This is a genomic window from Tepidiforma sp. (genome assembly GCF_026419595.1).
Classification (GTDB): domain Bacteria; phylum Chloroflexota; class Dehalococcoidia; order Tepidiformales; family Tepidiformaceae; genus Tepidiforma.
This window is the reverse complement of sequence record NZ_JANZZD010000013.1, coordinates 15,424-36,617: the sequence shown is the minus strand read 5'-3', so window position 1 is coordinate 36,617 and position 21,194 is coordinate 15,424. Positions and strand designations below refer to the sequence as shown.

Sequence of the window (21,194 nt, the reverse complement as noted above, 5' to 3'; positions counted from 1 at the left end):
TAGCTACGGCGTAGCTACCGGCGCCCGCAGGAAGGCCGCCGCGGCCTCGATGAAGCGCGGGTTGCGGATGGCGCTGATGTGCGCGTCGTGGGGCACCGGGAGGAAGCGGGCGTTCGGCAGCTGGCGCGCGAGCGCCGCCGCGGGCTCGAAGAAGACATCGCGCGTGCCGGCGGCGACGAGCACCGGCTGGCGGATGGCCGGCAGGACCTCCGGGTCGACCGGCACGCCGTCGCGGAAGACGCCGCGGAAGACGCGGTTGAGCGCGACGAGGTCCATCTCGCTCCAGTAGCGGGCGAGGTAGGCGAGGTGGTCGAGCGGCCGCCGCGCCGGGGCGAGGCTCCGCGGGTGGCGCCGTTCGAAAGCGAACCGCCCGCGGCCGCGAGGGAAGTAGCTCCCCATCCCGCCGATGATGCCGCGCTCGAACCGCGCGCCGTGGCGGCCGAGCAGCTCGAGCGCGACCATGCCGCCCATCGAGTAGCCGACGACCGGCGCGCGTTCGATGCCTTCTTCGTCCATGACGGCGAGGACATCGGCGGCCAGCGCGGCGCGGCTGTAGGCGCCGGTCTCGGGCGGCTTTTCGCTCCGGCCGTGGCCGCGGAGGTCGGGCAGGATGAGCGTGTGCTCGCCCGCGAGCCGCTCGACCCAGCCGGGGGCGATCCAGTTCGACCAGCCGGAGGCGGTATAGCCGTGGACGAGCACGACGGGGTCGCCGCGCCCTTCGACGCGGTAGTGGATGCGGACGCCGGAGCGGCGGGTTTCGGGCATCGCCCTTCGATGGTAGCGCGGCGCGCGGCGGCCGTGGGTCAGCGCGCGGTCAGCGGAGGTTGCCCCACTCCTGCTGGCGGGCGAACAGGAGGTCGTGCATCTCCCAGAACTTGCCCTGCTTGCCGGCGCAGATGGCGAGGAGGCTGGCGTTGCCTGCGTTCGGGTGGATCTGGGTGATGGGGAAGTGGAGGAAGGCGAGGGCGACTTCATCGCCGAGGAGCTTGCGCACCTCCGGCAGCGTCACCTGGTTCCAGCGGAGGCAGAAGGGGCACTGGAAGTCGCTGAACTCGGCGATGACGACGCGGGCGTTCGGGCTGCCTTCGAAGGCGGCGCCGGAGAGGTCCGGCCGGGCGGGCAGGATTTCGAACGACGGCGGGTTCGTGGCTGCGAGCTGCTGGAGCTGCGGCGAGTAGGCATCGAGGGACGTCGGCGGGTTCGGCGAGCGCTCTTTCTCGATGATTTCGAGCATGAGCGCCGTGGGCTGGGCGCCGACGAGCTTCTTGTTGTTGATGAAGAAGGTGGGGGTGCCGCTCACGCCGAGCTGGTTGCCGCGCTGCAGGTGGCTGTTGATGAGCTGCACGTTCGCGCCGTCGTTGAGGCACTGCATCAGCTGCTGCTCATCGAGGCCGACGGTGCGGGCGTAGCCGAGGAAGGCATCGAGGAGGGAGGCCTGCGCGGCGGCGGTGGGCGATGCGCCGGCGGGCGCGGTGCTGGCGGCGGCGGTGCCGCCCGCGGCGGGGGAGGCGGGTGACCCGTCATCGTCGCTGCCGGGCTGCCACCAGATGGCGCCGGCGATGATGAGTGCGGCGATGAGGATCGCCCCGGGGGTGAGGAAGTAGCTCCAGGCCGGCTGGCGGCGGAGGTAGACGGGGCGGCCGCTGCCTCCTTCGGCGGCGATGGGCGACGGGAACTCGGGGTCGCCGCCGGGCTGCGGGCCTTCGGGCTCGGGGTTCGTCACCGTCCGATTGTCGCAGGCCGCGCCCGCGGGGTCACGCGCCGGTCAAGGTGGACGCCGAACGGGCCGCCCGTGCCGGGGCGGCCCGCCGGTGTGTGCTGCCAGGGGTCGCAGCACACCAGAGGAGGGAACTGGGCGTCTCTAGCCGTAGCGCCACTCAGGGGTGGCGATGTGGCAGCCGGGGCAGTACCGCTGCCGCGGTTCGTAGGCGGCGCGGCATTCCGGGCAGGTGCGGACCACCTGCTGCCGGGCGATGGGGTTGGCGGGCTGCGGCGCGAGCCAGCGGCGCCACCAGGGTTGGAAACCGGGTCGGAGCATCGTCGTGCCTCCTGCGCTGTCAGCTCTTGGGGGATGCCGCTTCCCCGGCGCTGCGGCCGGCGGCTGCACATCCCGGTGGACCTGAGAGGCACGTGCGGCAGGCTGGAGGGCTGCCGGGCCTCTCCCCGATGCCTGCGGGGTTAGCTGACGGGTTCGGCGAGGGGAGTCGCCTACCCGGCCTGCGCCGGGATACACCCCAAAGAGACGGTTCCCCCGCTCGGCGGCCGGGCCGCCGATTCGGCACCTTCGTTGTACCACATCCGCGCGGCGCCGTGGTTCAACAGTTCGTCAACGGCGCATTACAACGTCATAACAAATGCCCGCGAAGCCGCATGGCGGCCCGGCCGGTTCCGCGAAACCCGGGCCGCCGCTACTGGAAGAGGGCGCCGACCGACTGGCCGCTGTGGATGCGGGCGATGGCATCGCCGAACTGCGGCGCGACGGGGATGACCGTCATGTTCGGCAGGATCTTCTCCGGGCCGAGCGGCACGGAATCGGTCACCACGATCTCGTGGAGGTCGAGCGAGCGGAGCCGCTCGACGGCGGGGCCGGCGAAGACCGGGTGGTAGCAGCTGACGATGATTTCGCGCGCGCCGTTCTGCCGGAGCGCGTTGACGGCCGAGACGATCGTGCCCGCCGTGCTGATCTCGTCATCGAGGATGAGGCAGTTCCGGCCTTCGACTTCGCCGATGACGTGCATCGCCTCGGCGACCTCGGCGTTGCCGATGCGGCGCTTGTCGATGATCGCGAGCGGCAGATCGAGCCGGACGGCGAGGTCGCGGGCGCGTTTTTCGCCGCCGACGTCGGTGGCGACGACGGTGTAGTTGGCGAGGTTCTTCGTGCGGAAGTAGGCGGAGACGGGGTAGAGGGCGTTCAGCTCGTCGAGCGGGATGTTGAAGAAGCCCTGGATCTGGCCGGCGTGGAGGTTGAGGGTGAGGACGCGGTCGGCGCCGGCGGTTTCGAGCATGTTGGCGATGAGCCGGGCGGTAATGGGGACGCGCGGCTGGTCCTTCTTGTCGCTCCGGCCGTAGGCGTAGTAGGGGATGACGGCGGTGATGCGGCCGGCCGAGGCGCGCCGGGCAGCGTCGATCATGATGAGGAGCTCCATGATCGACGTGTTGACGGGGCTGACGAAGGGCTGGACGAGGAAGACGTCGCGCTGGCGGATGTTCTCCTGGAACTGGACGAAGATGTTTTCGTTGGAGAACTCGAAGACGTCGACTTTGCCGAGGGAGCGGCCGAGGCGGGCAGCGATGGCTTCGGCGAGCGCCGGGTGGGCGCGGCCGGAGAAGATGGCGAGGTCGTTGTACACCGGCGGTCCCCTCGATGCGGCGCGCTCGATGCGTCAGCGCCCGGCAGCGAGGGTATCACGGGGAAGCGGGAACCGGGAACCGGGAGGAGGGAGGCGGGAACCGGGAGGAGGGAGGCGGGAACCCGGAGGCGGGAGGAGAGAGGAGAGAAGAGAGAGAAGTGAAGTGAGGAGGGCGACGGGAGCGTGCGGCGGTACGCGATTCCGCCAACCTTCAACCTCCAACCCGGGGCGGCGGCGGGGGCGGGGAGGGGCCGTAGTCGCGGGGCTCCGTCCCCGCGGGGCGCCATGCGCCCAACGGATGTCCCCGGGAGGAGGGAACCGGGAAGAGGGAACCGGGAACCGGGAGGCGGGAGGCGTTGCGAGGTTCCGGCAACCTCCAACCCGGGGCGGCGGCGGGGGAGGGGAGGGGCCGAACCTCCGACGTCCGGGTGGGCCTCATGGCCCTCCGCGGGGACGGAGCCCCGCGACTACGAGGGGCTCACCGCGGCGCCGCCATCAACCTCCAACCTTCAACTGGGACGGGGCGGGGGAGCGGAGGCCCGGCACCAACCTCCAACCTTCAACCTCCAACCCGGGGCGGCGGCAGGGGCGGGGAGGGTGGACGCTACGGCCGCGGCGGGATTGGGCCCCACGTCGAGGGCGGGCGGATTTCGCGCCCCTGCGCATCGATCACCGGCACCGGGAGCTGGCACCGCGCCACGACGCCCGGGCGAAGGTCGCGCACGCGCGTCGTCACGCGCCGGAGCTCGTTGACCATCGGGGGCTGAGGCGTCACAACGAAGACCTCCTTGCGGAGTTGCTCCCGGACCACCCGGATGGGTTCGGCCAGGTCGGAATCGTTGGTGACCACCGCCGCCACGTCGTACCGGTCCTGGAATCCATCGAGCAGCAGGTACGTCGCGAGATTCACGTCGGAGCCCTTCTCCTCGGTCCTCAGCACTTCGACGGTGCGCGGTTCGCCGGGCTTCGAGTTCGAACGGGGGAGGCGGACTCGGCGGGTCCTGAACGTGCCAAAGTGGAGTTCGACCCCTGGCAGCGTACCCAGCGCTCTGAGATAGGCTCGCTGGCGGGCTGCGGTTCCCGGTTGGTCCGGGCGATCGTCGACCAGCGCGGTGAAGTACCGGACGACCACGACGTCATCGCGCGGAAGCAGCTTTCGGGAGAGTTCGAGGATGTCCAGCCACCGCAGTTCGCCCGCGCCGCGGGCGCGCATCATCGCGCGGATGCCGTAGTAGAGGTTGAAGCCGTCGATGTAGACCGCCGCTCGCACGCACGCCTCAAAAAACAAGGCCGCGTTTCCGCGGCCTGGCCCTCCCGCCGAAGCAGAGAGGGGGGATACGACTGAATCATCGTCAACAGCATCGAACGTGTCAACGTGTCACAGGCACCGGGTGCCGCTGCCGCAGTGCGGCGGGCAGGTAACGACCGCGCCGGCCCACACCCCAGCCGCCCTCCGCCCCTCACGCCACCTCGAAGAGGAATTCGACTTCGACCGGGACGCCGGCGGGCAGCTCGGCGACGCCGATGGCGATGCGCGCGTGGCGGCCCGCGTCGCCGAAGACGTCCAGCAAGAGCTGCGAGGCGCCGTTCACCACGGCCGGGTGGCCCGTAAAGCCCGGCGCGCTGGCGACGTACCCCGCGACCCGCACCACCCGCACCACCCGGTCGAGGCTGCCCAGCTCGGCCCGCGCGATGGCGAGCGCCTGCAGGGCGCAGAGCCGGGCGAGCGCGGCGCCCTCTTCGACCGTGACATCCTGCCCCAGCTTGCCGACGGCAGCGACGCCGGAGCCGTCCGCGGCGCGCGGCACCTGCCCGGAGATGTAGAGCTGGCTGCCGCTCCGCGCGGCGGGGGCGTACAGCCCGGCCGCCGGCGGCACGGGCGGCAGCTCGATGCCGAGGTCGGCGAGGCGGTGTTCGGGCGTCTCCTCGTGCGCCATGGCTACTGGTACTCCCCGAGCAGGGTGCTGACGACGTTTTCGAACTCCTCCGCGGAGTAGCACTCGATGACGATGCGCGCGCCCTTCTTCTGCGGCTCGACGCGGACGCGGGTGCTGAGGGCGCGCCGCAGCCGGGCCTCGATATCGCTGAGGGCGGCATCGCGCCGGGCGGTCTGGGCGGCCGGCTTCGATGCCGTTTCCGGGGCGGCGGCGAGCTGCCGCCGAACGTAGCTCTCCGTATCGCGCACCGACAGCTGCCGGCGGACCACTTCGCGCCATGCGTTCACCCGGCCGCGGCCCTCCGGCAGCCCGAGGAGCGCGCGGGCGTGGCCCTCGGTGATTTCGCCGGAGACGAGGCTGCGGCGAATCTCCGCCTCCAGCTGGAGCAGCCGGAGCGCGTTGGCGATCGTCGCGCGGCTCTTGCCGACGCGCCGGGCCACCTCTTCCTGCGTCAGCCCGTACTCCTCGATGAGCCGGCGGTAGGCCATCGCTTCTTCGACCGGGTTCAGGTCGGCGCGCTGGATGTTTTCGATGAGGGCGAGTTCGAGCAGCTCCTCATCGGCAGCTTCGCGGACGACGACGGGGACGGTTTCGAGCCCGGCGAGGCGGGCGGCCTGCAGGCGGCGCTCGCCGGCGATGAGCCGGTAGCCGCCCTCGGCGTCGCGGGTGACGATGAGCGGCTGGATGATGCCGTGCTCGCGGATCGAATCGGCGAGTTCGCGCAGCTGCTCCGGCTCGAAGTGGGTGCGCGGCTGCTCCGGGTTCGGCGCGATGAGGTCGATATCGAGCAGCTCGGGGCCGCCGCGCCGGGGCGCAGGGGCCGCGGGGCGGGGCTCCGGCGCGAGCCGCGCCGCAGGTTCGGGCGGCACCTCGCGGGCGGGCTCCCGCTCGGGCACGGGCGGCTGCTGCTCCGCGGGCGGCGCGGCGGCCGGCGGCGGCTCGGCGACGGGCGGCGCTGCCGGGGTGCTCCCGAAGAGGGCATCGAGGCCCCGGCCCAGTCCACGCTTCGGCTGTGTCATACGGCGACTCCCACGCGTTCCAAGAGTTCGGCGGCGACGGCTTCGTAGGCGGCGGCCGCCCTGCCGCCCGGCTCGTAGCGGAAGATCGACTGGCCGTGGCTCGGCGCCTCGCTCAGGCGGACCGACCGCGGGATGATCGTGGCGAACGTCTGCGGGAAGTGGCTCCGCACCTCATCGACGACCTGCTGGGCGAGCCGGGTGCGGGCATCGAACATCGTGAGCACGACGCCGAGGACGTGGAGGCCCGGGTTCAGGTTCCGCCGGACGAGGTCGAGCGTCTCCATCAGCCGGCTGAGCCCTTCGAGCGCCATGTATTCGCACTGGACGGGGATGATGACGCTCTCGCTGGCGGTCAGCGCGTTGATGGTGAGCAGGCCGAGGGAGGGCGGGCAATCGATGAGCACCCAGTCGTACCGGTCGCGCACGGGGTGGAGGGCGTTGGCCAGCCGCCGCTCGCGGGCGAGCACGGGCACGAGTTCGACTTCGGCGCCGGAGAGCTCCGCGCTCGACGGCACGAGGTCGACGCCTTCGTCCTCGACGCGGGCGATGCACTCCTCGACGGGGGTTTCATCGAGGATGGCGTCGTAGACGCCGGCGCGGCCGCTGCCGAGGACGCCGAGCGCGCTGGTGGCGTTCGCCTGCGGGTCGAGGTCGACGAGGAGGACGCGCTGGCCGCGGCGGGCGAGGGCCACGGCGAGGGAGACGGCGGTCGTGGTTTTGCCGACGCCGCCTTTCTGGTTGACGAGCGAGACGATGCGAGCTCCCATCAGGCGGCCTCCCGGGTCATGCGTTCTTCGATGGCGGCGCGGCTCGCGATGCCCGCGAGGCCGGGCGCTTCGACGGCGAGGGCGCCGGCCGCGAGCGCGAACCGCATCGCCTGGTCGACGGCGTCGGTCTCGGCGAGGCGGACCATGAACGCCATGGCGAAGCAGTCGCCGGCGCCGGTCGGTTCGGTCGCCTCGGCAGGCACGGCGGGATAGCTGTGTGAGCTGCCATCCAGTTCGAACAGTGTAGCGCCGTTGTAGCCACGCGTCAGGACGACGAGCGTTTTTTCGGCCGCGAGGGCGGCGGCGAGGGCTTCGGGCGCGGCCGTATCCTCCTCGCTCAGGAAAGCGCACCAGCCGGGCCGGACGAGCGCGCGGGCGGCCTCCAGCGGCCGCGGGTTCGGGATGACGCGCCCCTCCGGGTCGACCGAACGGAGCGCGCCCTGGAGCGACACCCCGACGACGGCGCCGCGGAAGCGCAGCGGCGCTTTGCGGAATTCGTGGTAGGCGGGGGCGTAGAAGACGAGGTCGAAGGTTTCGCCGGGCGCGAGGTGCGGCACGAGCTGGAGGTCGGACCCGGGCGCGAGGAGGCGCTGGGTGCGGTTGCCGCGGGCGTCGTAGCGGTTTTCGTAGCGGGCGACGCTGCCCGGCGCAGCGCGGAGGTCGATGCCGTCGAGCAGGCCGGCGGGGAATTCCGGTTCGAGCGAGGTGATGAGGGTGACCTCGCAGCCGAGCGCGCGCGCCATGAAGGCGGAGTAGAGCGCAGGCCCGCCGGGCGCCCACCCGCCATCGGGAGTGCGGTCGAGCGCGACGTTGCCGGCGACCAGCGCGCGCGTGGCTAGCCTCCTTCGCCTCTCCGGCTGATGACGACTTTGCGGTTTTCGCCTTCGCCGATGCTGTGGGTTTCGAGCTCGGGGTCGTCGACGAACTGGAGATGGACGATGCGGCGCTCGGCGGCGGACATCGGTTCGAGCGTGATCGGCGTGCCCGTCTGGCGGACGCGGTCGCCCATGCGGCGGGCCATTTCGACGATGCGCTCCTCGTTCCGGTGGCGGTAGTGCTCGATATCGACGGTGACGCCGCCGCGGCCCGGGTATTTGCGAGCGAGCGCGAGGTTCACGAGGAACTGGAGCGCGAGGAGGGTTTCGCCGCGCCGGCCGATGAGCACGCCGAGGTTGTCGCCGCGGATGTCGATGACGGCGAGGACGGAGCCGCGGCCGTCGCCGGGCGTGAGCGGCTCGCGGATCGAGATCTCGGCGTCGATGCCGAGAATGCGGAGGATGTCGTCGATGGTCTGGGCGGCGTAGTCGACTTCTTCGGCGTTGATGTCGGGCTCGACGTGCGGCTGGTCGCTCTTCGGCCGGGCGGGGCGGGAGGGGCGGGCGGGCGCGGCCGGCCGCTCGGCGCGGGGCCGGGCGGGCTGGCGCGGGCGTTCGCCGCGGGCGGGGCGCTCGGCTGGCGGTTCGGCGCTGCTGCCGGCGGGCCGGGCGAGGAAGTCGGCATCGGTGAGCTTCAGCGGGGCCGGTTCGAGCGCGCGGCCGGGGCCGGCGGAGGGGCGGGGCTGGCCGCCGCCGCGCCCGGAAGGCTGGCGTGGCCGGCGGCCGCGGTCGCCCTCGCGGCGCGGCGCGCTCTCGCCCGGGTCGGCGGCCGCCGCGGGGGCGGGCGCGGCGGCTGGCGGCGGAGCGGAAGGTTCGCTGCGGGCGATGCGGGTGACGCGGACGACAGCGTCGCGGCCGCGGGAGAAGAGGCCGCCTTTCTTGCCTTCATCGATGATGGTAACTTCGACGTCTTCGCGGCGGGCGCCGAGGATGGCGAGGGCGTTAGTCAGGGCGTCTTCGACGGTTTTGCCGCTTGCTTCGGCCTGGTCCATGGCTGGGAGTCCTCGATTCTGGAGCGGATGAGACGGCAGCCGCTGCGGGGACCGGTTCGGCTGCCGCGGGCGCCGGTTCGGGCGCGCGGACCTTGAAGAACGGTTCGATGCCGAGCGGTTTGAAGCCGTAGATGAGGATGTTGAAGCCGATGCCCACGATGCTGTTCACGACCCAGTAGAGGCTGACGCCGCTCGGGAACTGGAGCGCGAAGAAGGCGAACATCAGGGGCAGCATCACGTTCATCATGGCCTGCTGCTGGCGCACCCGTTCATCGGTGCTGACGGTGACGGTCGTCTTCGACTGGGCCCAGGTGGTGACGCCGACGAGCACCACCATGAGCAGGTTGGGGTGGCGCAGGTCCATCCCGAGGAAGAACTCCTGCATCGGGAGGGCGTGCTGGAGGTAGGACCAGTCGTAGACGTGGCTGGAGAGCTTTTCGAGCGCCTCGGGCGAATTCGGGAGCACGATGCGGACGGCGCTGTAGAGGGCGATGAGGATGGGGAACTGGATGAGCATCGGCCCGAGGCAGCCGAGGGGGTTCACGCCGGCCTCGCGGTAGAGCTTCATCATCTCTTCCTGCCGGCGCTTCGGGTCGCTGTACTTCTTGTTGATCTCCTGGATGCGCGGCTGGACGGCCTGCATCTGCCGGGTCACATGGAGCTGGCGGTAGGTGAGCGGGAAGGTGACGACCCGGACGAGGATGGTGAAGGCGATGATGGCGAGCCCGAAGGAGCCGAACAGGAGGTTGTTGAGGAGAACCAGCAGGTTCACCATCGGGTTGAGGAGGGCGACGGTGAAGAACTCGCCCATCAGCGCTTCACCCCGGTAACCGGCACTTCGACCACGGAGCGGTTCTGCGGGTTGGCGAAGAAGAGCCGCGCGTTCGTGGTGAGGATGTAGGCGCCGCCGTTTGCCGCGAGCGGATTGGCGCGGACCGTGCCCGCGCCGTCGATCGGCACGCGATTCAGCACCTCGCCGGTGTTGGCATCGATGAAGGTCACCACAGGCCCCCGGTCGGCCACGATGAGCACATCATCCACGATGACGGGGGCAGCTTTCACGCGGTGGCCCTCGGTGGAGGCCGGCGGCCAGAGCTCCGTCGCTGGCGACGTGCTTATGTCGAGTCCGTAGACGTTCCCGCCGAAATCGCCGAAGTAGAGGCGGTTGCCCTGGAGGGCGGGGGCTGTCCAGACCCAGTCGCGGGCGCGGAAGTCGGTGAGCACCTGGCCGGTGGCGGCATCGAGGAGGTAGACGTGGCGGTTGATGGAGGGGACGAAGATGCGGGCGTCGTCGAGCGCGACGAGGTCGGCGATCGCGCCGGTGGCCTTGAACGGTTCGGGCCAGGCGGGCGAGCGGTCGCTGATGCGGATGGCGTGGACCTCGCCGTTCATGGTGGCGACGTAGAGGGTGCCGCCGATGGCGACGGGGGTGGCCCAGATACCGGAGTCGAAGACGAGGGGGGTTTCCCAGCCCTGGGCGGGGGCGCCGTTGCTGGCGTTCCAGCCGTAGAGGCGGCCTTCGGTGGTGCCGAAGAAGAGGATGCCATTGGCGTAGGCGAGGCCGCCGGCGATGTTGCCGCGGATATTGCCGGCGTTCGTTTTGCCTTCATCGGGCCAGGCGGGCCGGCCGGTTTCGGCGTCGAGGGCGAAGACGCCGGCTTCGTAGGTCGCGTAGTAGACGCGTCCGTCGGCGAGGATGGGCGGGCCGTAGGCGGCGTTGGGGCGGATTTTGTCGTCGGCCTTGATGTCTTTATCGGGGAAGGTCCAGCGGGCGGCGGCGCTGCGGCCGTCGTCGGCGAGGGTGGTGCGGGAGACGTGGCCGTGGTCGGTGGTGAGGTAGAGGCTGGTGCCGTCGAGGACGGGCGGGGCCCAGCCCTCGGGGTTGGTGACGGAGACGCAGCTGGCGGCGAGGAGGGCGACGGCAGCGAGGAGCGCGGCGCCGGCGAGGCGGAGGCGGGTCACGCGGGGATGGTAGCAGCCTTGGGGCTTACGGGCCGCGCGGCCCGCCCGCCGGGTGTTCCACGTGGAACGAAGAACATATGTTCGTCTCGGCGATGCCCCGGGCCTGTTCCACGTGAAACGCACGGGCGGCGAAGGAGTCGGGACGGGCCCTGGACGCCCGGGACGGCGCACGTTCCACGTGGAACACACCGCCCCCGGGTTCCAGCCGCTGCCGACGGCCGTCGCGCTCCGCAGCCGTCGGCAGCGGCGTTTCACGTGCAACGTGGCGGCAAGGGCCGCACGACGACCGCGCGACGTTCGCCGTCGCCGCCATCCGTCCGCCGGGGCGCGGTGCGGGAACTGCCATCACAGGCGGGGCTCCTGTTTCACGTGGAACACGGGCCGCGAGCTCCGCGCGTCCGGGCGCCCGATGACGCTGCCGGACGCCCCCGCTGACCGCCGCCCACCGGCCCCGCGCACCACCGTTCCACGTGAAACGCCTCACGGACATTGCCCGCGCCGTGATTCCGAAGGCCTCGGCCGCCCGCCGTATCGCCCGCCAGCTCGACGCCGGCGGCATGGCGTTCGTCAGCACGCGATGTCCCCGGGCCCGCACCGGACGCGTCGAAAACCGCCCTCCCCTCCGCCCCGCCGCACAGCCGGCGCGTCCAACGGCGGGTAGCGGCCGTTTCACGTGAAACAGCCCCACCCGGCCCGGGTCCGCTGCGCCGCAGAGCCTGCAGCCCGCGCCACCACCCGCCCGAACCGCCGCGCTTCCTTTCTGTCGCCCGATGCGCTGTCACCCCGCCCCACGCGCCACCGTCCCTCGCGTCCCCCGCTCCTCGCCCCGACCTCCTCCCACCTCCCGCCTCAATCCGGGACCGGGTCGTAGCCGCTCCCGCCAAAGGGGCGGCACCGGCTGAGCCGCCGCAGCGCCAGCCAGCCGCCGCGGAACGCCCCGTGCCGCTCCAGCGCCTCGCGCGCATACCGCGAACACGACGGTTCGAACCGGCAGACCGGCGGCATCACCTTCGATACCGTCGCCTGGTAGGCGATCACCAGCCAGATGAGCGGCTTCGCCAGCAGCCTCCCGATCACGCCGCGCCCTCACCCCCGTCCGATGTCCGGCTCGCTGCCGTCTCCCGGGCCGCGAGCTCCCGCTCCGCCTTCGCCAGCAGCCGCGCCAGCTCCCGCTCGAGCTCCGCGACGCCCGCCGAAAGCGCGCCCTCCCGCGCGACCACGACGACGTCGCGCCCCCGCTCGCCGCGCGCGGCGGTCACCCCCCGCGCCGCCTCGCGCAGCCGGCGCCGCACCCGGTTCCGGTCGTGCGCCAGCGGCGCCAGCCGCCGCCCCACCGCGAACCCCCACCGGTCGCGCGCCAGGCCGTTCGCCGACACCCGGACAACGAGAAGGGGACCGCGCACGGCAGTCCCCTTCTGATACGCTGTATCGAACTCTGGACCCTTCCGCAGCCTCCGCGAACGGTCCACGGCGCGCCCCCGGCCTACACGACGGTGAGGCGCTTCCGGCCCTTCAGCCGCCGGGCCTTCAGCACCAGCCGCCCCGCGCGGGTCGACATCCGCTTCAGGAAGCCGTGCTCGCGCTTCCGCGGGATCCGGTGGGGCTGGTACGTCCGCTTCGTCGCCATGGGTCACCTCCTGGTGGCTCTCCGCTCGGGGGAACCTCCACGTTACCCCGGCCGAGCCGTTATGGTCGAATCACTCCGCCCACGCGAGCCGGTAGTACGCGTAGGCCTCGACGATGACGCGGACGTACGCCTGCGTCTCGCTGAAATCGATCCGCTCGGCGAGCGCCGCCGCGCCGGCATCGCCGCCCGCCGCCCAGCGGAGCGCGTTCCCCGGCCCCGCGTTGTAGGCCGCCAGCGCCAGCAGCGGGTCGCCGAACCGCCGCAGCTGGACCCCGAGGTAGTACGCCCCGAACTCGAGCGACACCGCCGGCCGGAAGAGGTCCGCAGGTTCGAACCCCGCGAACCCGAGCGCCCGCGCGATGCCTTCGCCCGTCGGCGGGATGACCTGCGTGAGCCCGAGCGCCCCTGCCCCCGACCCCGCGCGCGGGTCCCAGAGGCTCTCCGCCCGGACGAGCGCCGCGAGGAAGAGCGGGTCGACGTCGGCCGACGCCGCCGCGCGGTCAAGCGCCGCCGGGTAATCGACCGGGTACGCGACGCGAAGGAGGTCGGGCGGCGCCTCCCACGGCGCGGCGCCCGCGGCCTGCCGGAGCCGGACCGCGTACCCGAGCGCGAGGTGGCCGAGCCCGCACTCCCGGGCCTCCCGCGCGAGTTCGAGCAGCCGCCAGGCATCCGCGCCCGCCGCGGCGCGCTCCAGCTCGGCCGCCGCCTCGGCCGAAAGCCCGGCCCGGGCCAGCGCGCAGGCTGCCGTCGGCGCCGAACCCGGCCAATCGCCGCCGACCCGCCCGCGCAGCCAGGCCGCGACCGCCTCCCAGTCGACCCCGCGCGCGAGGTCGCGCGGCCGGTAACCGACATCGAGCGAGAGCACCGGGTCCCCGAGCCGTGCCGCGGCTTCGATGGCGAAGAAGTCGAACCGGTCGAGCGCCGCGGCCCGGCGGTACGCGTCCGCGGCTTCCGTTGGCCGCCCGAGCGCTTCGAGCGCGCGGCCGCGCCAGTATTCGAGCCGCGGACTCGCCGCCGCCTGCGCCGCCTCCCACGCCGCGAGCGCGCCCGCGATATCGCCTGCGACGTACCGCCCATACCCTGCGCGGAACGCCGCCTCCCGGGAGAACTCGCCCGGCGGCCCCTCGACCGCGAGCGCGAGATAGCGCTCCGCCGCCTCCGCCGAGCGTCCGGAGGTTTCGAGCACGCGCGCCGCCCAGTACTTCGCCCGGTGGACGAACGGCGACGCCGCCCCCGTCGCGGCTGCCGCGTCATACCAGCGGACCGCTTCATCGAACCGGCCCAGCTCCTCGAGCGCGGCTGCGAGGTAATAGGCGCGGAAGGTCCGCTCCGCGGCGCCGATGCCGGGCTCCTCTGCGGCGCCGCTCAGCAGGCGAACCGCCTCGGCGTAGGCGCCGCGCCGGTAGAGGATGAAGCCCGCCTGCCCCGGGTCGACCGCGAACCCCGCGGCCTCGAGGTCGGCGATCGCGAGGGTGGCTTCGCGCGAAAGCGGCGCAGCGGCCATCAGCTCGCGGAGGCCGCGTTCGAACCCGGCCGCATCGTCGAGCCGCCGCGCCACCAGCGCCCGTTCGTAACGCGCCGCCGGGCTGCCATCGAGCGCCACCCGCGCATCGAGCCAGCGGGCCAGCGCGGCATCGTCGCCGGCATCGCGCGCCAGCCCCGCGAGCCCTGCGAGCGCCGCGGCCCGCACCGGCACCGCGAGGGACGTGTCCGCCGCGGCCGCCTCCCACGCCGCGGCGGCTGCGGCCGTATCGCCGGCTGCCGCGAGCGCGCGGCCCCGTTCGAACCGGGCGTAGGCGGCGATGACGCCCCCGCCAGCGGGTGCGGGCACCGCGAGCGCTTCGGAGGTCCGGCCGGCATCGTTCAGCGCGCGGAGCAGCCGGTAGGCGGCGCGGTCGGCCAGCTCGCTCCCGGCGGGCGCGGCCGCGAGCGCGGCGCGGAACGCGTCGATCGCCTGGCCGCGTTCGCCCAGCTCTTCGGCCGCGCGGCCGGCGCCGAACCACGCTTCGCCCGCTGCCGACGGGCTGCTGGCGGCGCGGGCCGCCGCTTCGAACCCGGCCAGCGCCTCGTCGAAGCGGCCCTCGCGCAACCGGGCTTCCGCCTCGGCGAGCGCCGGCGAGACCGGCCCGGCCCCGGCCGTCGGCGAGGGCGACGCGGCGGCCGGCGGGGCCGCCGGTTCGCCCGGCCCGGGAGCGCCACCGGGTGCGGCCGGCGCGCCGCCGTCGCGCGAGGCCCATTCGACCGCGCCGGCAGCGACGACCACTGCGGAACAGAGGAGCACGAACCCGCCCCAGGCCGCGCGATTGCGTCCGGCCTTCACGTCGCCGATGCTAAGGCATCGCAGCAGGCGCCCGCCAAGGGCCCCTGCGCTGCTGGCGAAAGGACCGGTCCAGGCCCGTGGCCCACCCGCCCATCACCCGCAACGCCCTCGCCGACGTCACGGCCGCCCTCAACGCCTGGCTCGAAATCGACCTCGACGCGCTCGCCGCCAACGTCCGCACGCTCAAGACGCTCCTCGGCCCCGTCGAGCTCATCGCCGTCGTCAAGGCGAACGCCTACGGCGCCGGCGCGAGCGTCGTCGCCCCCGCCCTCGAAGCGGCCGGCGTCGACCGCTTCGCGGTCGTGTGGCCACACGAGGGCTACCTGCTCCGGCAGGCAGGGGTGACCCGGCCTATCCTCGTCCTCGGGCACGCCTTCCCGGCCGACGCCACGCAGGCGGTCCGCGCGCGGCTCACGCTCACCTGCCACTCCCGCGAGCTCGCCGAGGCCCTCTCCGCGGCCGCCGTCGAAGCGGGCGCGACCGCCGACGTCCACATCAAGTTCGATACCGGCCTCCACCGCTTCGGCGTCGAACTCGAAGAGGGCATCGCGCTCGCCGAGTACTGCCGCACGCTCCCGGGCCTCCGGGTCGAAGGGCTGACGACCCACATGGCGAACGCCGACGAAGCCGACGATTCGTTCAGCGAGGAGCAGCACCGCCGGTTCGAACAGGCGGCCGCGGCGCTCCCGTGGGTGCCCTACCGCCACACGGCGAACACGGCGACGGCCCTCCGGCGCGAGGCGTTCCGCTACTCCGGCGTGCGCATCGGGCTCGCCCTCCACGGCGAATTGCCGGCGAACACCCCGGGCCCGGCGCTCCGGCAGGTGCTCGCCCTCCGCGCCCGCCTCGCCCGCGTCTCCGACGTCGCGCCGGGCGAAGGCGTGAGCTACGGCCTCACCTGGCGCGCCAGCCGGCCGACCCGCGCCGGGCTCATCCCCGTCGGCTACGCCGACGGCTGGCGGCGGTCGCTCTCGAACGCCGGCGAAGTGCTCGTCGCCGGCCGCCGCTGTCCCGTCATCGGCCGCGTGTGCATGGACCAGTTCCTCGCCGACGTCACGGACGTCCCCGGGGCGAAGGAGGGCGACGTCGCGACGCTCCTCGGCGCCGACGGCAGCGAGCGGCTGACCGCGACAGAAGTCGCCCGCCTCGCCGGCACGATCGCGTGGGACCTCCTCGCCTGCCTCTCCGGCCGCCTCCCGCGCATCTATCACCGCTCCGGCAGCGTCGTCACCATCGTCCCGCCCGCCTGGTAGCGGGAACCGGGAGCCGGGAGGCGGGAAGCGGGAGACGGGAACCGGGAGGCGGGAGGCGGGAGCCGGGAACCGGGAGGCGGGAGGCGGGAACGCCCAACCTCCAACCTTCAACCTCCAACCCGGGGCGGGGCGCCGCGCGGGGCCCGTAGTCGCGAGGCTCCGTCCCCGCGGGGCGCCATGCGCCCAACAGATGCCCCGGGAGACGAGAACCGGGAACCGGGAACCGGGACGCGGGAGGCGGGAACGCCCAACCTCCAACCTCCAACCGGGGGCACGGGCCGACGGGCGGGGCCCGTAGTCGCGGGGCTCCGTCCCCGCGGGGCGCCATGCGCCCAACGGATGCCGCGGGAACCGGGAACCGGGAAGCGGGAGCCGGGAACGCCCAACCTCCAACCTTCAACCTCCAACCCGGGGCACGGGCCGACGGGCGGGGCCCGTAATCGCGGGGCTCCGTCCCCGCGGGGCGCCATGCGCCCAACGGATGCCCCGGGAGACGGCGAGCGGGAGACGGGAACCGGGAAGCGGGAGCCGGGAACGCCCAACCTCCAACCTTCAACCTCCAACCCGGGGCGGGGCACCGGGCGGGGCCCGTAGTCGCGGGGCTCCGTCCCCGCGGGGCGCCATGCGCCCAACGGATGCCGCGGGAAGCGGGAACCGGGACGCGGGAGGCGGGAACGCCCAACCTCCAACCTCCAACCGGGGGCGGGGAGGTGGACGGGGTGGAGGCCCACCTCTCGCCGGGCCTCCCGGCCCTCCGCGGGGACGGAGCCCCGCGACTACGGAGTTGGGAGGCGGAAAGCGGGAGGTGGGAGTTGGCAGCTAAGAGACCCGGGGGAGGGGGATTCTCCCTTTCTCCCTTTCTCCCTCCCCCGCGCGGAGAACCCCCGGCTGGCTCGACCGGGGGTCCTTCGCCTGGAGAGGAGCTTCGTCTCGATAGCGGCGGCGTAGCTACGCGGTGGCTATGCGGTCTTCGGGAGGTCACACCGCCACGCTGTCCCGCTCCCGGGCGGCGGCCGGCGCCGCGCCCGCGCGCGCCTTCCGCCCGAAGACGCCGAAGAACCGCGCCCGCACATCCGGCCCGGCGGCCGGCGCCGGGTAGCCCGCGACTGCCGCTGCGAGCGCCTCGTACACCCGCGCCGCCGGCGACCCCGGGCGCCAGCGCACCACCGGCACCCCGGCCTGCGTCGCCTTCCGCACCTCGCGGTCGAACGGGATTTCGAAGTTCACCGGGTGGCCGATGACGTCCTCCACGTCAGCTCGCCCCGGCCCCCGTTCGCCGTGCCCGTGGATGAGCGTCACCAGCACGTCGTCGTCCGGCCGGCCCTTCGCCCGGAAATGGTCGACCAGGAGCGCCATGTTCTTCAGGCTCGCCGGGTCCGAACTCGTGATCGCCACCACCCGGTCGCTCACCGCGAGCGCCGCGCCGACCACGTCGTTGTAGGTGCCCGGCGTATCGCAGATGACCACATCGAACACCGTGGCGGCGAAGCGGATGAGCCGCTGGATGTGCTCCGGCGAGCAGTTCAGCCAGCTCCGGTAGTCGCGCGGCGCCGGCAGCACCTTCGCGCCCGATTCGTGCTCGAGCAGCACCCGGTGGAACACCTCGCGGTCGAGATAGGAGGGTTCGAGCGCGACTTCGGAGACGGTGTACTCCGGCTTCACGTCGAGCATGATGGCGACGTCGCCGAAGCGCGTGTCGAGGTCGATGAGCAGCACCGAGCGTTCGCCCCGGGCAGCGATGGCGGCGGCGAGGTTGGTGCTCGTCGTCGTTTTGCCGATGCCGCCCTTCTGCCCGACGACGGTGACGACCCGGCCGTGCGGCAGCGCGTCGCCGTTCGCGAGCTTCGCCCGCCGGATCGCCATCGCCCGCGCCCGCCCGGCGACTTCGACCAGCCGCTCGCGCGAAAGCCTGCCGTGGAGGAAGTCGTTGACGCCGGCCTGCATGAGCCGCCGCTCCACGTGGGGCGACCATTCGGAGGCGTAGGCGATGAGCATCGCCCCGGGGAGGAGCGCCCGGGTGAACTCGATGACCTGCAGCGCGCGCTGGATGGGCGGTTCGACGGCGACGATGACGACATCGGGGTGCGATTCGGCCACCGTCTGCTGCGCGGCGAGGCCGCCCGGCCGCTCGAGCGTGACCTCGAGCCCTGCGCCCTCGAGGCGGCTGCGCATCGTCTCCCGGGAAAAATCGTCGCTGTCGACGAGGAGGGTGATGAGGTGGGGCGTCATGGCTAGTAACCGTCCTTCCCCGGGAGCGTTCCCGGCTGGTCATCGCATCGTCACCCTGCCGCCACCGCGCGGGAAGAGGGGCGGACGCCGCCGGGGCGGATTCCTACGAACTTCTCTCGCGGCTGCCACCTGTCCGTCACTCGAACGTCACGCCGGCGGCGGCGCGTTCACCGGCCACGCGCGGCGAAGGCTCCGAATTGATATGCAACTGCAAGCCCGGCGGCGCGGGGCGCGGTGCCGCTGGAATGGCCCCCGGCCGAAACTGGTGCCATGAGCAGCCCCCGACCGGGGCCACCCGCGGCACCTGAGGAGCCGCCCGGCCGCCGCGGCACCATCCTCATCGTCGATGGCGACGCTGCGGTGCGCCGCGTGCTGCGCCTCGTGCTCGAAGGCGAAGGCTGGCGGGCCATCACCGCGCCCGACGCTCGCCGCGCCCTCGCCCTCGTCGACGACGACCCGCCCGACGTCGTGCTCCTCGAAGTCGCCCTCGCCGACCAGCCCGGGACGGAGGTAGCGGCCGCGCTCGCGCAGCGGCAGCCGCGTCCCCGCATCGTGTTGATGAGCGCCTACCCGCGCCCCTTCGCCGGCCCCGAAGACGCCTTCCTCGCGAAGCCGCTCTTCATCGGCCGGCTCGTCCGCCTGCTCGAAAGCCTCGAGGGGTAGGGCGGGGAGGGGAGAGAGGGAGAAGGGAGAAGGGAGAAGGGAGAAGGGAGGAGGGAGACGGGGAGGACGACCGGGGTGGCGGAGCGGGGGTCCGTAGTCGCGGGGCTCCGTCCCCGCGGGGCGCCATGCGCCCAACGGATGCCCCGGGAAATGGGAACCGGGAGGCGGGAACCGGGAGGCGGGGAACGCCCAACCTCCCACCTTCAACCTCCAACCCGGGGGCGGGGCGCCCGAGGGGCGGGGTCCCTCGTCGCGGGGCTCCGTCCCCGCGGGGCGCCATGCGCCCAACGGATGCCGCGGGAAACGGGAGCCGGGAGGCGGGAACCGGGAAACGGGAGGCGGGAACCGGGAGGCGGGAACCGGGAACCGGGAGGCGGGAGGCGGGGAACGCCCAACCTCCAACCTTCAACCTCCAACCCCCGGGGCAGGGCGCCCGAGAGGCGGGCCGCGCCGACCTCCGAGGCACGGGTGGGCCTCCCGGCCCTCCGCGGGGACGGAGCCCCGCGACTACGACCACTCCTCCCAACCTCCAACCTCCAACCTTCAACCTCCAACCCGGGGGCGGGGCCGGAAGGGGAGGGGGACCAACCTCCAACCCGGGGCGGAGGCGGTGGACGGTGTGGAGGCCCACCTCCCGCCGGGCCTCCCGGCCCTCCGCGGGGACGGAGCCCCGCGACTACGGAGTTGGGAGTTAGGAGGCTGATAAGGAGACCTTTTTCCCTTCCTCCCTCTCTCCCTCTCTCCCTCTCTCCTTCTCTCCCTCTCTCCCCTTCTCCCTTCTCCCTTCTCCCTCCTCCCTCCTCCCTCCTCCCTTCCCCTCCCCTACCCCGCCTCCTCCCGCACCCGCGCCGCCTCCGCCTCCGGGTCGTCGATGCCCAGGCTGGCAGCGGCCGTCCGGCGCGAGATGATGCCGCTCGCCACGAGCAGCCGCGCATCCTGCACCTGCCGCGAGCGGTCCGCCGGCAGCACCGGGCCCCACTGCATCACCGGCCGCAGCCCCTCCGCTTCCAGCCCTTCGAACCGGGCGAGCAGCTGCAGCACCATCCACGCCCGCCGCTCGTACACCGCCGTCCGGATGCGCCGCTTCCGCTCCACCTTGCGGGCGATGGGGTCCAGCTCGGTGTTCAGCGCCACCCCGCTCAGCCCCTGCGGGTTGTGCCCGAAGGCCGTCCGCGGCGATTCGCCGAGGTCGTGCAGCACCCGGTAGAGCAGGTCGATGTAGGCCGTGTGGAGCGCGACGCCGCCGCCCTGCAGGAGGTCGAGCAGGTAGGCGCGGGCATCCTCCGGCACCTCCCAGATGGCGCCGGGCTCGACGGTGATGTCCTCCGAGCCGGTCACCCCTTCGAGCACGGCGATCGGGTTGCCCGAGAGTTCGAGCACCTGGCTCAGCTGGCTGAAGGCCCGGTTCAGCTCCCGGTTCGCCTCCACGAGCGGCGGGATATCGCTCGACCCCCACGCCTGCTTCGGCTCGCGCACGTTCGGGAAGACCACGTAAGGGATGAAGCCGTAGGGGTTCGGCAGCCGCTCCTCGAGCGTCGAGCCGCGCCACAGCTCGAACCCGCCCGGCGTCCAGTACTCGATCAGCTCCTCTTCGCCGGCGCGGTAGCGGTGCGCGACGGCGGTGAGCCGGTTCGGGTCGGCCGGGTCGCGCCAGGCGAAGATGCCCTGCACGTCCGGCGCGGTGATGCGCACCTCGCCCGCGGCCGCGTCCCACGCCACCCGGTAGGCGCCATCGCCGAGGACGGCGCAGTCGAGCTCAGTTTCGAAATCGAGCTGGCTCACGCCGTTCGCGGCTTCGACCCGCCGGAGGGCGCGCTCGGCGAGGCGGGCGCGTTCGAGCCCGGCCGGCGTCTCGTCGCCCGCGACCTGCACGGACGCGCCGGCCAGCAGGTAGCCGGTCACCTTGTCCACGATGGCGCGCGCGTAGTTGAAGGTGAGCCGCCGTTCGCCGCGGCGCGGCCGGCCGGGCCAGTGGCGGCCCTGGTAGAAGTCGAGGCACTCCCGGTAGCGCGCCATCCGGTCGAAATCGAGCTGGCGCAGGAGCGCCGGGAGCGGCGGGTCGGGCAGGGGCAGCTGCTGGTAGGGCATCGCGGGGCGAACCTCCGTTCCGTGGCGTGATGCTGCCGAGCGTGGCCGGGCCCGGGCCGCAGCTCCAAGCGGCGGGTGGCACCGGGGGAGGGAGGGAGGAGGGAGAAGGGAG

20 protein-coding genes and 1 riboswitch are annotated in these 21,194 nt (G+C 73.1%); of the genes, 2 read left to right on the top strand and 18 right to left on the bottom strand.

Annotated elements, in window-relative coordinates; translation table 11 throughout:
• Positions 1–3: 3 nt before the first annotated feature.
• The 16 genes from N2041_RS08520 to N2041_RS08445 form a co-directional block, all read right to left on the bottom strand.
• Positions 4–765 carry an alpha/beta hydrolase gene (locus N2041_RS08520; RefSeq protein ID WP_297677776.1) on the bottom strand — a complete coding sequence of 254 codons (762 nt, stop codon included), beginning with the start codon at positions 763–765 and terminating at the stop codon, positions 4–6.
• Positions 766–814: 49 nt separating this feature from the next.
• A complete protein-coding gene (locus N2041_RS08515; protein WP_297677775.1) occupies positions 815–1,723 on the bottom strand; it encodes a thioredoxin domain-containing protein in 909 nt (302 codons plus the stop codon).
• 138 nt (positions 1,724–1,861) lie between these two features.
• Entirely contained in the window at positions 1,862–2,038 is a 177-nt protein-coding gene (locus N2041_RS08510) for a hypothetical protein (protein WP_297677773.1), read from the bottom strand.
• A 114-nt stretch (positions 2,039–2,152) separates the two neighbouring features.
• A riboswitch (cyclic di-AMP (ydaO/yuaA leader) is annotated at positions 2,153–2,291 on the bottom strand.
• 117 nt (positions 2,292–2,408) lie between these two features.
• Positions 2,409–3,350 (bottom strand): ribose-phosphate pyrophosphokinase, encoded by a 942-nt coding sequence (locus N2041_RS08505; protein ID WP_297677771.1) that lies wholly within the window; start codon positions 3,348–3,350, stop codon positions 2,409–2,411.
• 604 nt (positions 3,351–3,954) lie between these two features.
• The gene (locus N2041_RS08500; RefSeq protein ID WP_297677769.1) at positions 3,955–4,620 is read right to left on the bottom strand and encodes an NYN domain-containing protein; all 666 of its coding nucleotides are present in this window, start codon (positions 4,618–4,620) and stop codon (positions 3,955–3,957) included.
• Between the two features lie 190 nt (positions 4,621–4,810).
• Complete coding sequence (locus N2041_RS08495; protein ID WP_270057856.1) at positions 4,811–5,287, bottom strand: RidA family protein; 477 nt, start codon at positions 5,285–5,287, stop codon at positions 4,811–4,813.
• 2 nt (positions 5,288–5,289) lie between these two features.
• Positions 5,290–6,306 carry a ParB/RepB/Spo0J family partition protein gene (locus N2041_RS08490; protein ID WP_297677766.1) on the bottom strand — a complete coding sequence of 339 codons (1,017 nt, stop codon included), beginning with the start codon at positions 6,304–6,306 and terminating at the stop codon, positions 5,290–5,292.
• A complete protein-coding gene (locus N2041_RS08485) occupies positions 6,303–7,073 on the bottom strand; it encodes an AAA family ATPase (protein WP_297677763.1) in 771 nt (256 codons plus the stop codon). The genes N2041_RS08490 and N2041_RS08485 overlap by 4 nt, the downstream gene beginning before the upstream one ends.
• A complete protein-coding gene (locus N2041_RS08480) occupies positions 7,073–7,816 on the bottom strand; it encodes a carbohydrate kinase family protein (RefSeq protein ID WP_297677761.1) in 744 nt (247 codons plus the stop codon). The genes N2041_RS08485 and N2041_RS08480 overlap by 1 nt, the downstream gene beginning before the upstream one ends.
• Positions 7,817–7,908: 92 nt before the next feature.
• Entirely contained in the window at positions 7,909–8,940 is a 1,032-nt protein-coding gene (jag, locus tag N2041_RS08475) for an RNA-binding cell elongation regulator Jag/EloR (protein WP_297677760.1), read from the bottom strand.
• A complete protein-coding gene (locus N2041_RS08470; protein ID WP_297677758.1) occupies positions 8,891–9,751 on the bottom strand; it encodes a YidC/Oxa1 family membrane protein insertase in 861 nt (286 codons plus the stop codon). The genes jag and N2041_RS08470 overlap by 50 nt, the downstream gene beginning before the upstream one ends.
• Entirely contained in the window at positions 9,751–10,902 is a 1,152-nt protein-coding gene (locus N2041_RS08465) for a PQQ-binding-like beta-propeller repeat protein (RefSeq protein ID WP_297677756.1), read from the bottom strand. Before N2041_RS08465 ends, N2041_RS08470 begins: the two co-directional genes overlap by 1 nt.
• 849 nt (positions 10,903–11,751) lie before the next feature.
• Positions 11,752–11,976 carry a membrane protein insertion efficiency factor YidD gene (yidD, locus tag N2041_RS08460; protein WP_367187709.1) on the bottom strand — a complete coding sequence of 75 codons (225 nt, stop codon included), beginning with the start codon at positions 11,974–11,976 and terminating at the stop codon, positions 11,752–11,754.
• Entirely contained in the window at positions 11,976–12,371 is a 396-nt protein-coding gene (rnpA, locus tag N2041_RS08455; RefSeq protein ID WP_297677752.1) for a ribonuclease P protein component, read from the bottom strand. The genes yidD and rnpA overlap by 1 nt, the downstream gene beginning before the upstream one ends.
• Positions 12,372–12,385: 14 nt before the next feature.
• On the bottom strand, positions 12,386–12,529 hold the full coding sequence (rpmH, locus tag N2041_RS08450) for a 50S ribosomal protein L34 (protein ID WP_158066874.1): 144 nt from the start codon (positions 12,527–12,529) through the stop codon (positions 12,386–12,388).
• Between the two features lie 70 nt (positions 12,530–12,599).
• Positions 12,600–14,849, bottom strand: coding sequence for a lytic transglycosylase domain-containing protein (locus tag N2041_RS08445; protein ID WP_297677748.1), 2,250 nt, complete (start codon positions 14,847–14,849; stop codon positions 12,600–12,602).
• A 77-nt stretch (positions 14,850–14,926) separates the two neighbouring features.
• Here N2041_RS08445 and alr point away from each other — a divergent pair, with 77 nt between their 5' ends.
• Complete coding sequence (gene alr / locus N2041_RS08440; RefSeq protein ID WP_297677746.1) at positions 14,927–16,102, top strand: alanine racemase; 1,176 nt, start codon at positions 14,927–14,929, stop codon at positions 16,100–16,102.
• A gap of 978 nt (positions 16,103–17,080) precedes the next feature.
• On the opposite strand, the gene N2041_RS08435 is transcribed toward alr, so the two are convergent.
• Positions 17,081–18,331, bottom strand: a complete 1,251-nt coding sequence (locus N2041_RS08435; RefSeq protein WP_297677744.1) for a CpaE family protein — start codon at positions 18,329–18,331, stop codon at positions 17,081–17,083.
• A 270-nt stretch (positions 18,332–18,601) separates the two neighbouring features.
• Between N2041_RS08435 and N2041_RS08430 the strand changes: the two genes are divergently transcribed.
• A complete protein-coding gene (locus N2041_RS08430) occupies positions 18,602–18,994 on the top strand; it encodes a response regulator (RefSeq protein ID WP_297677742.1) in 393 nt (130 codons plus the stop codon).
• An 822-nt stretch (positions 18,995–19,816) separates the two neighbouring features.
• On the opposite strand, the gene N2041_RS08425 is transcribed toward N2041_RS08430, so the two are convergent.
• On the bottom strand, positions 19,817–21,082 hold the full coding sequence (locus N2041_RS08425; RefSeq protein WP_297677740.1) for a phage portal protein: 1,266 nt from the start codon (positions 21,080–21,082) through the stop codon (positions 19,817–19,819).
• Positions 21,083–21,194 lie beyond the last annotated feature (112 nt).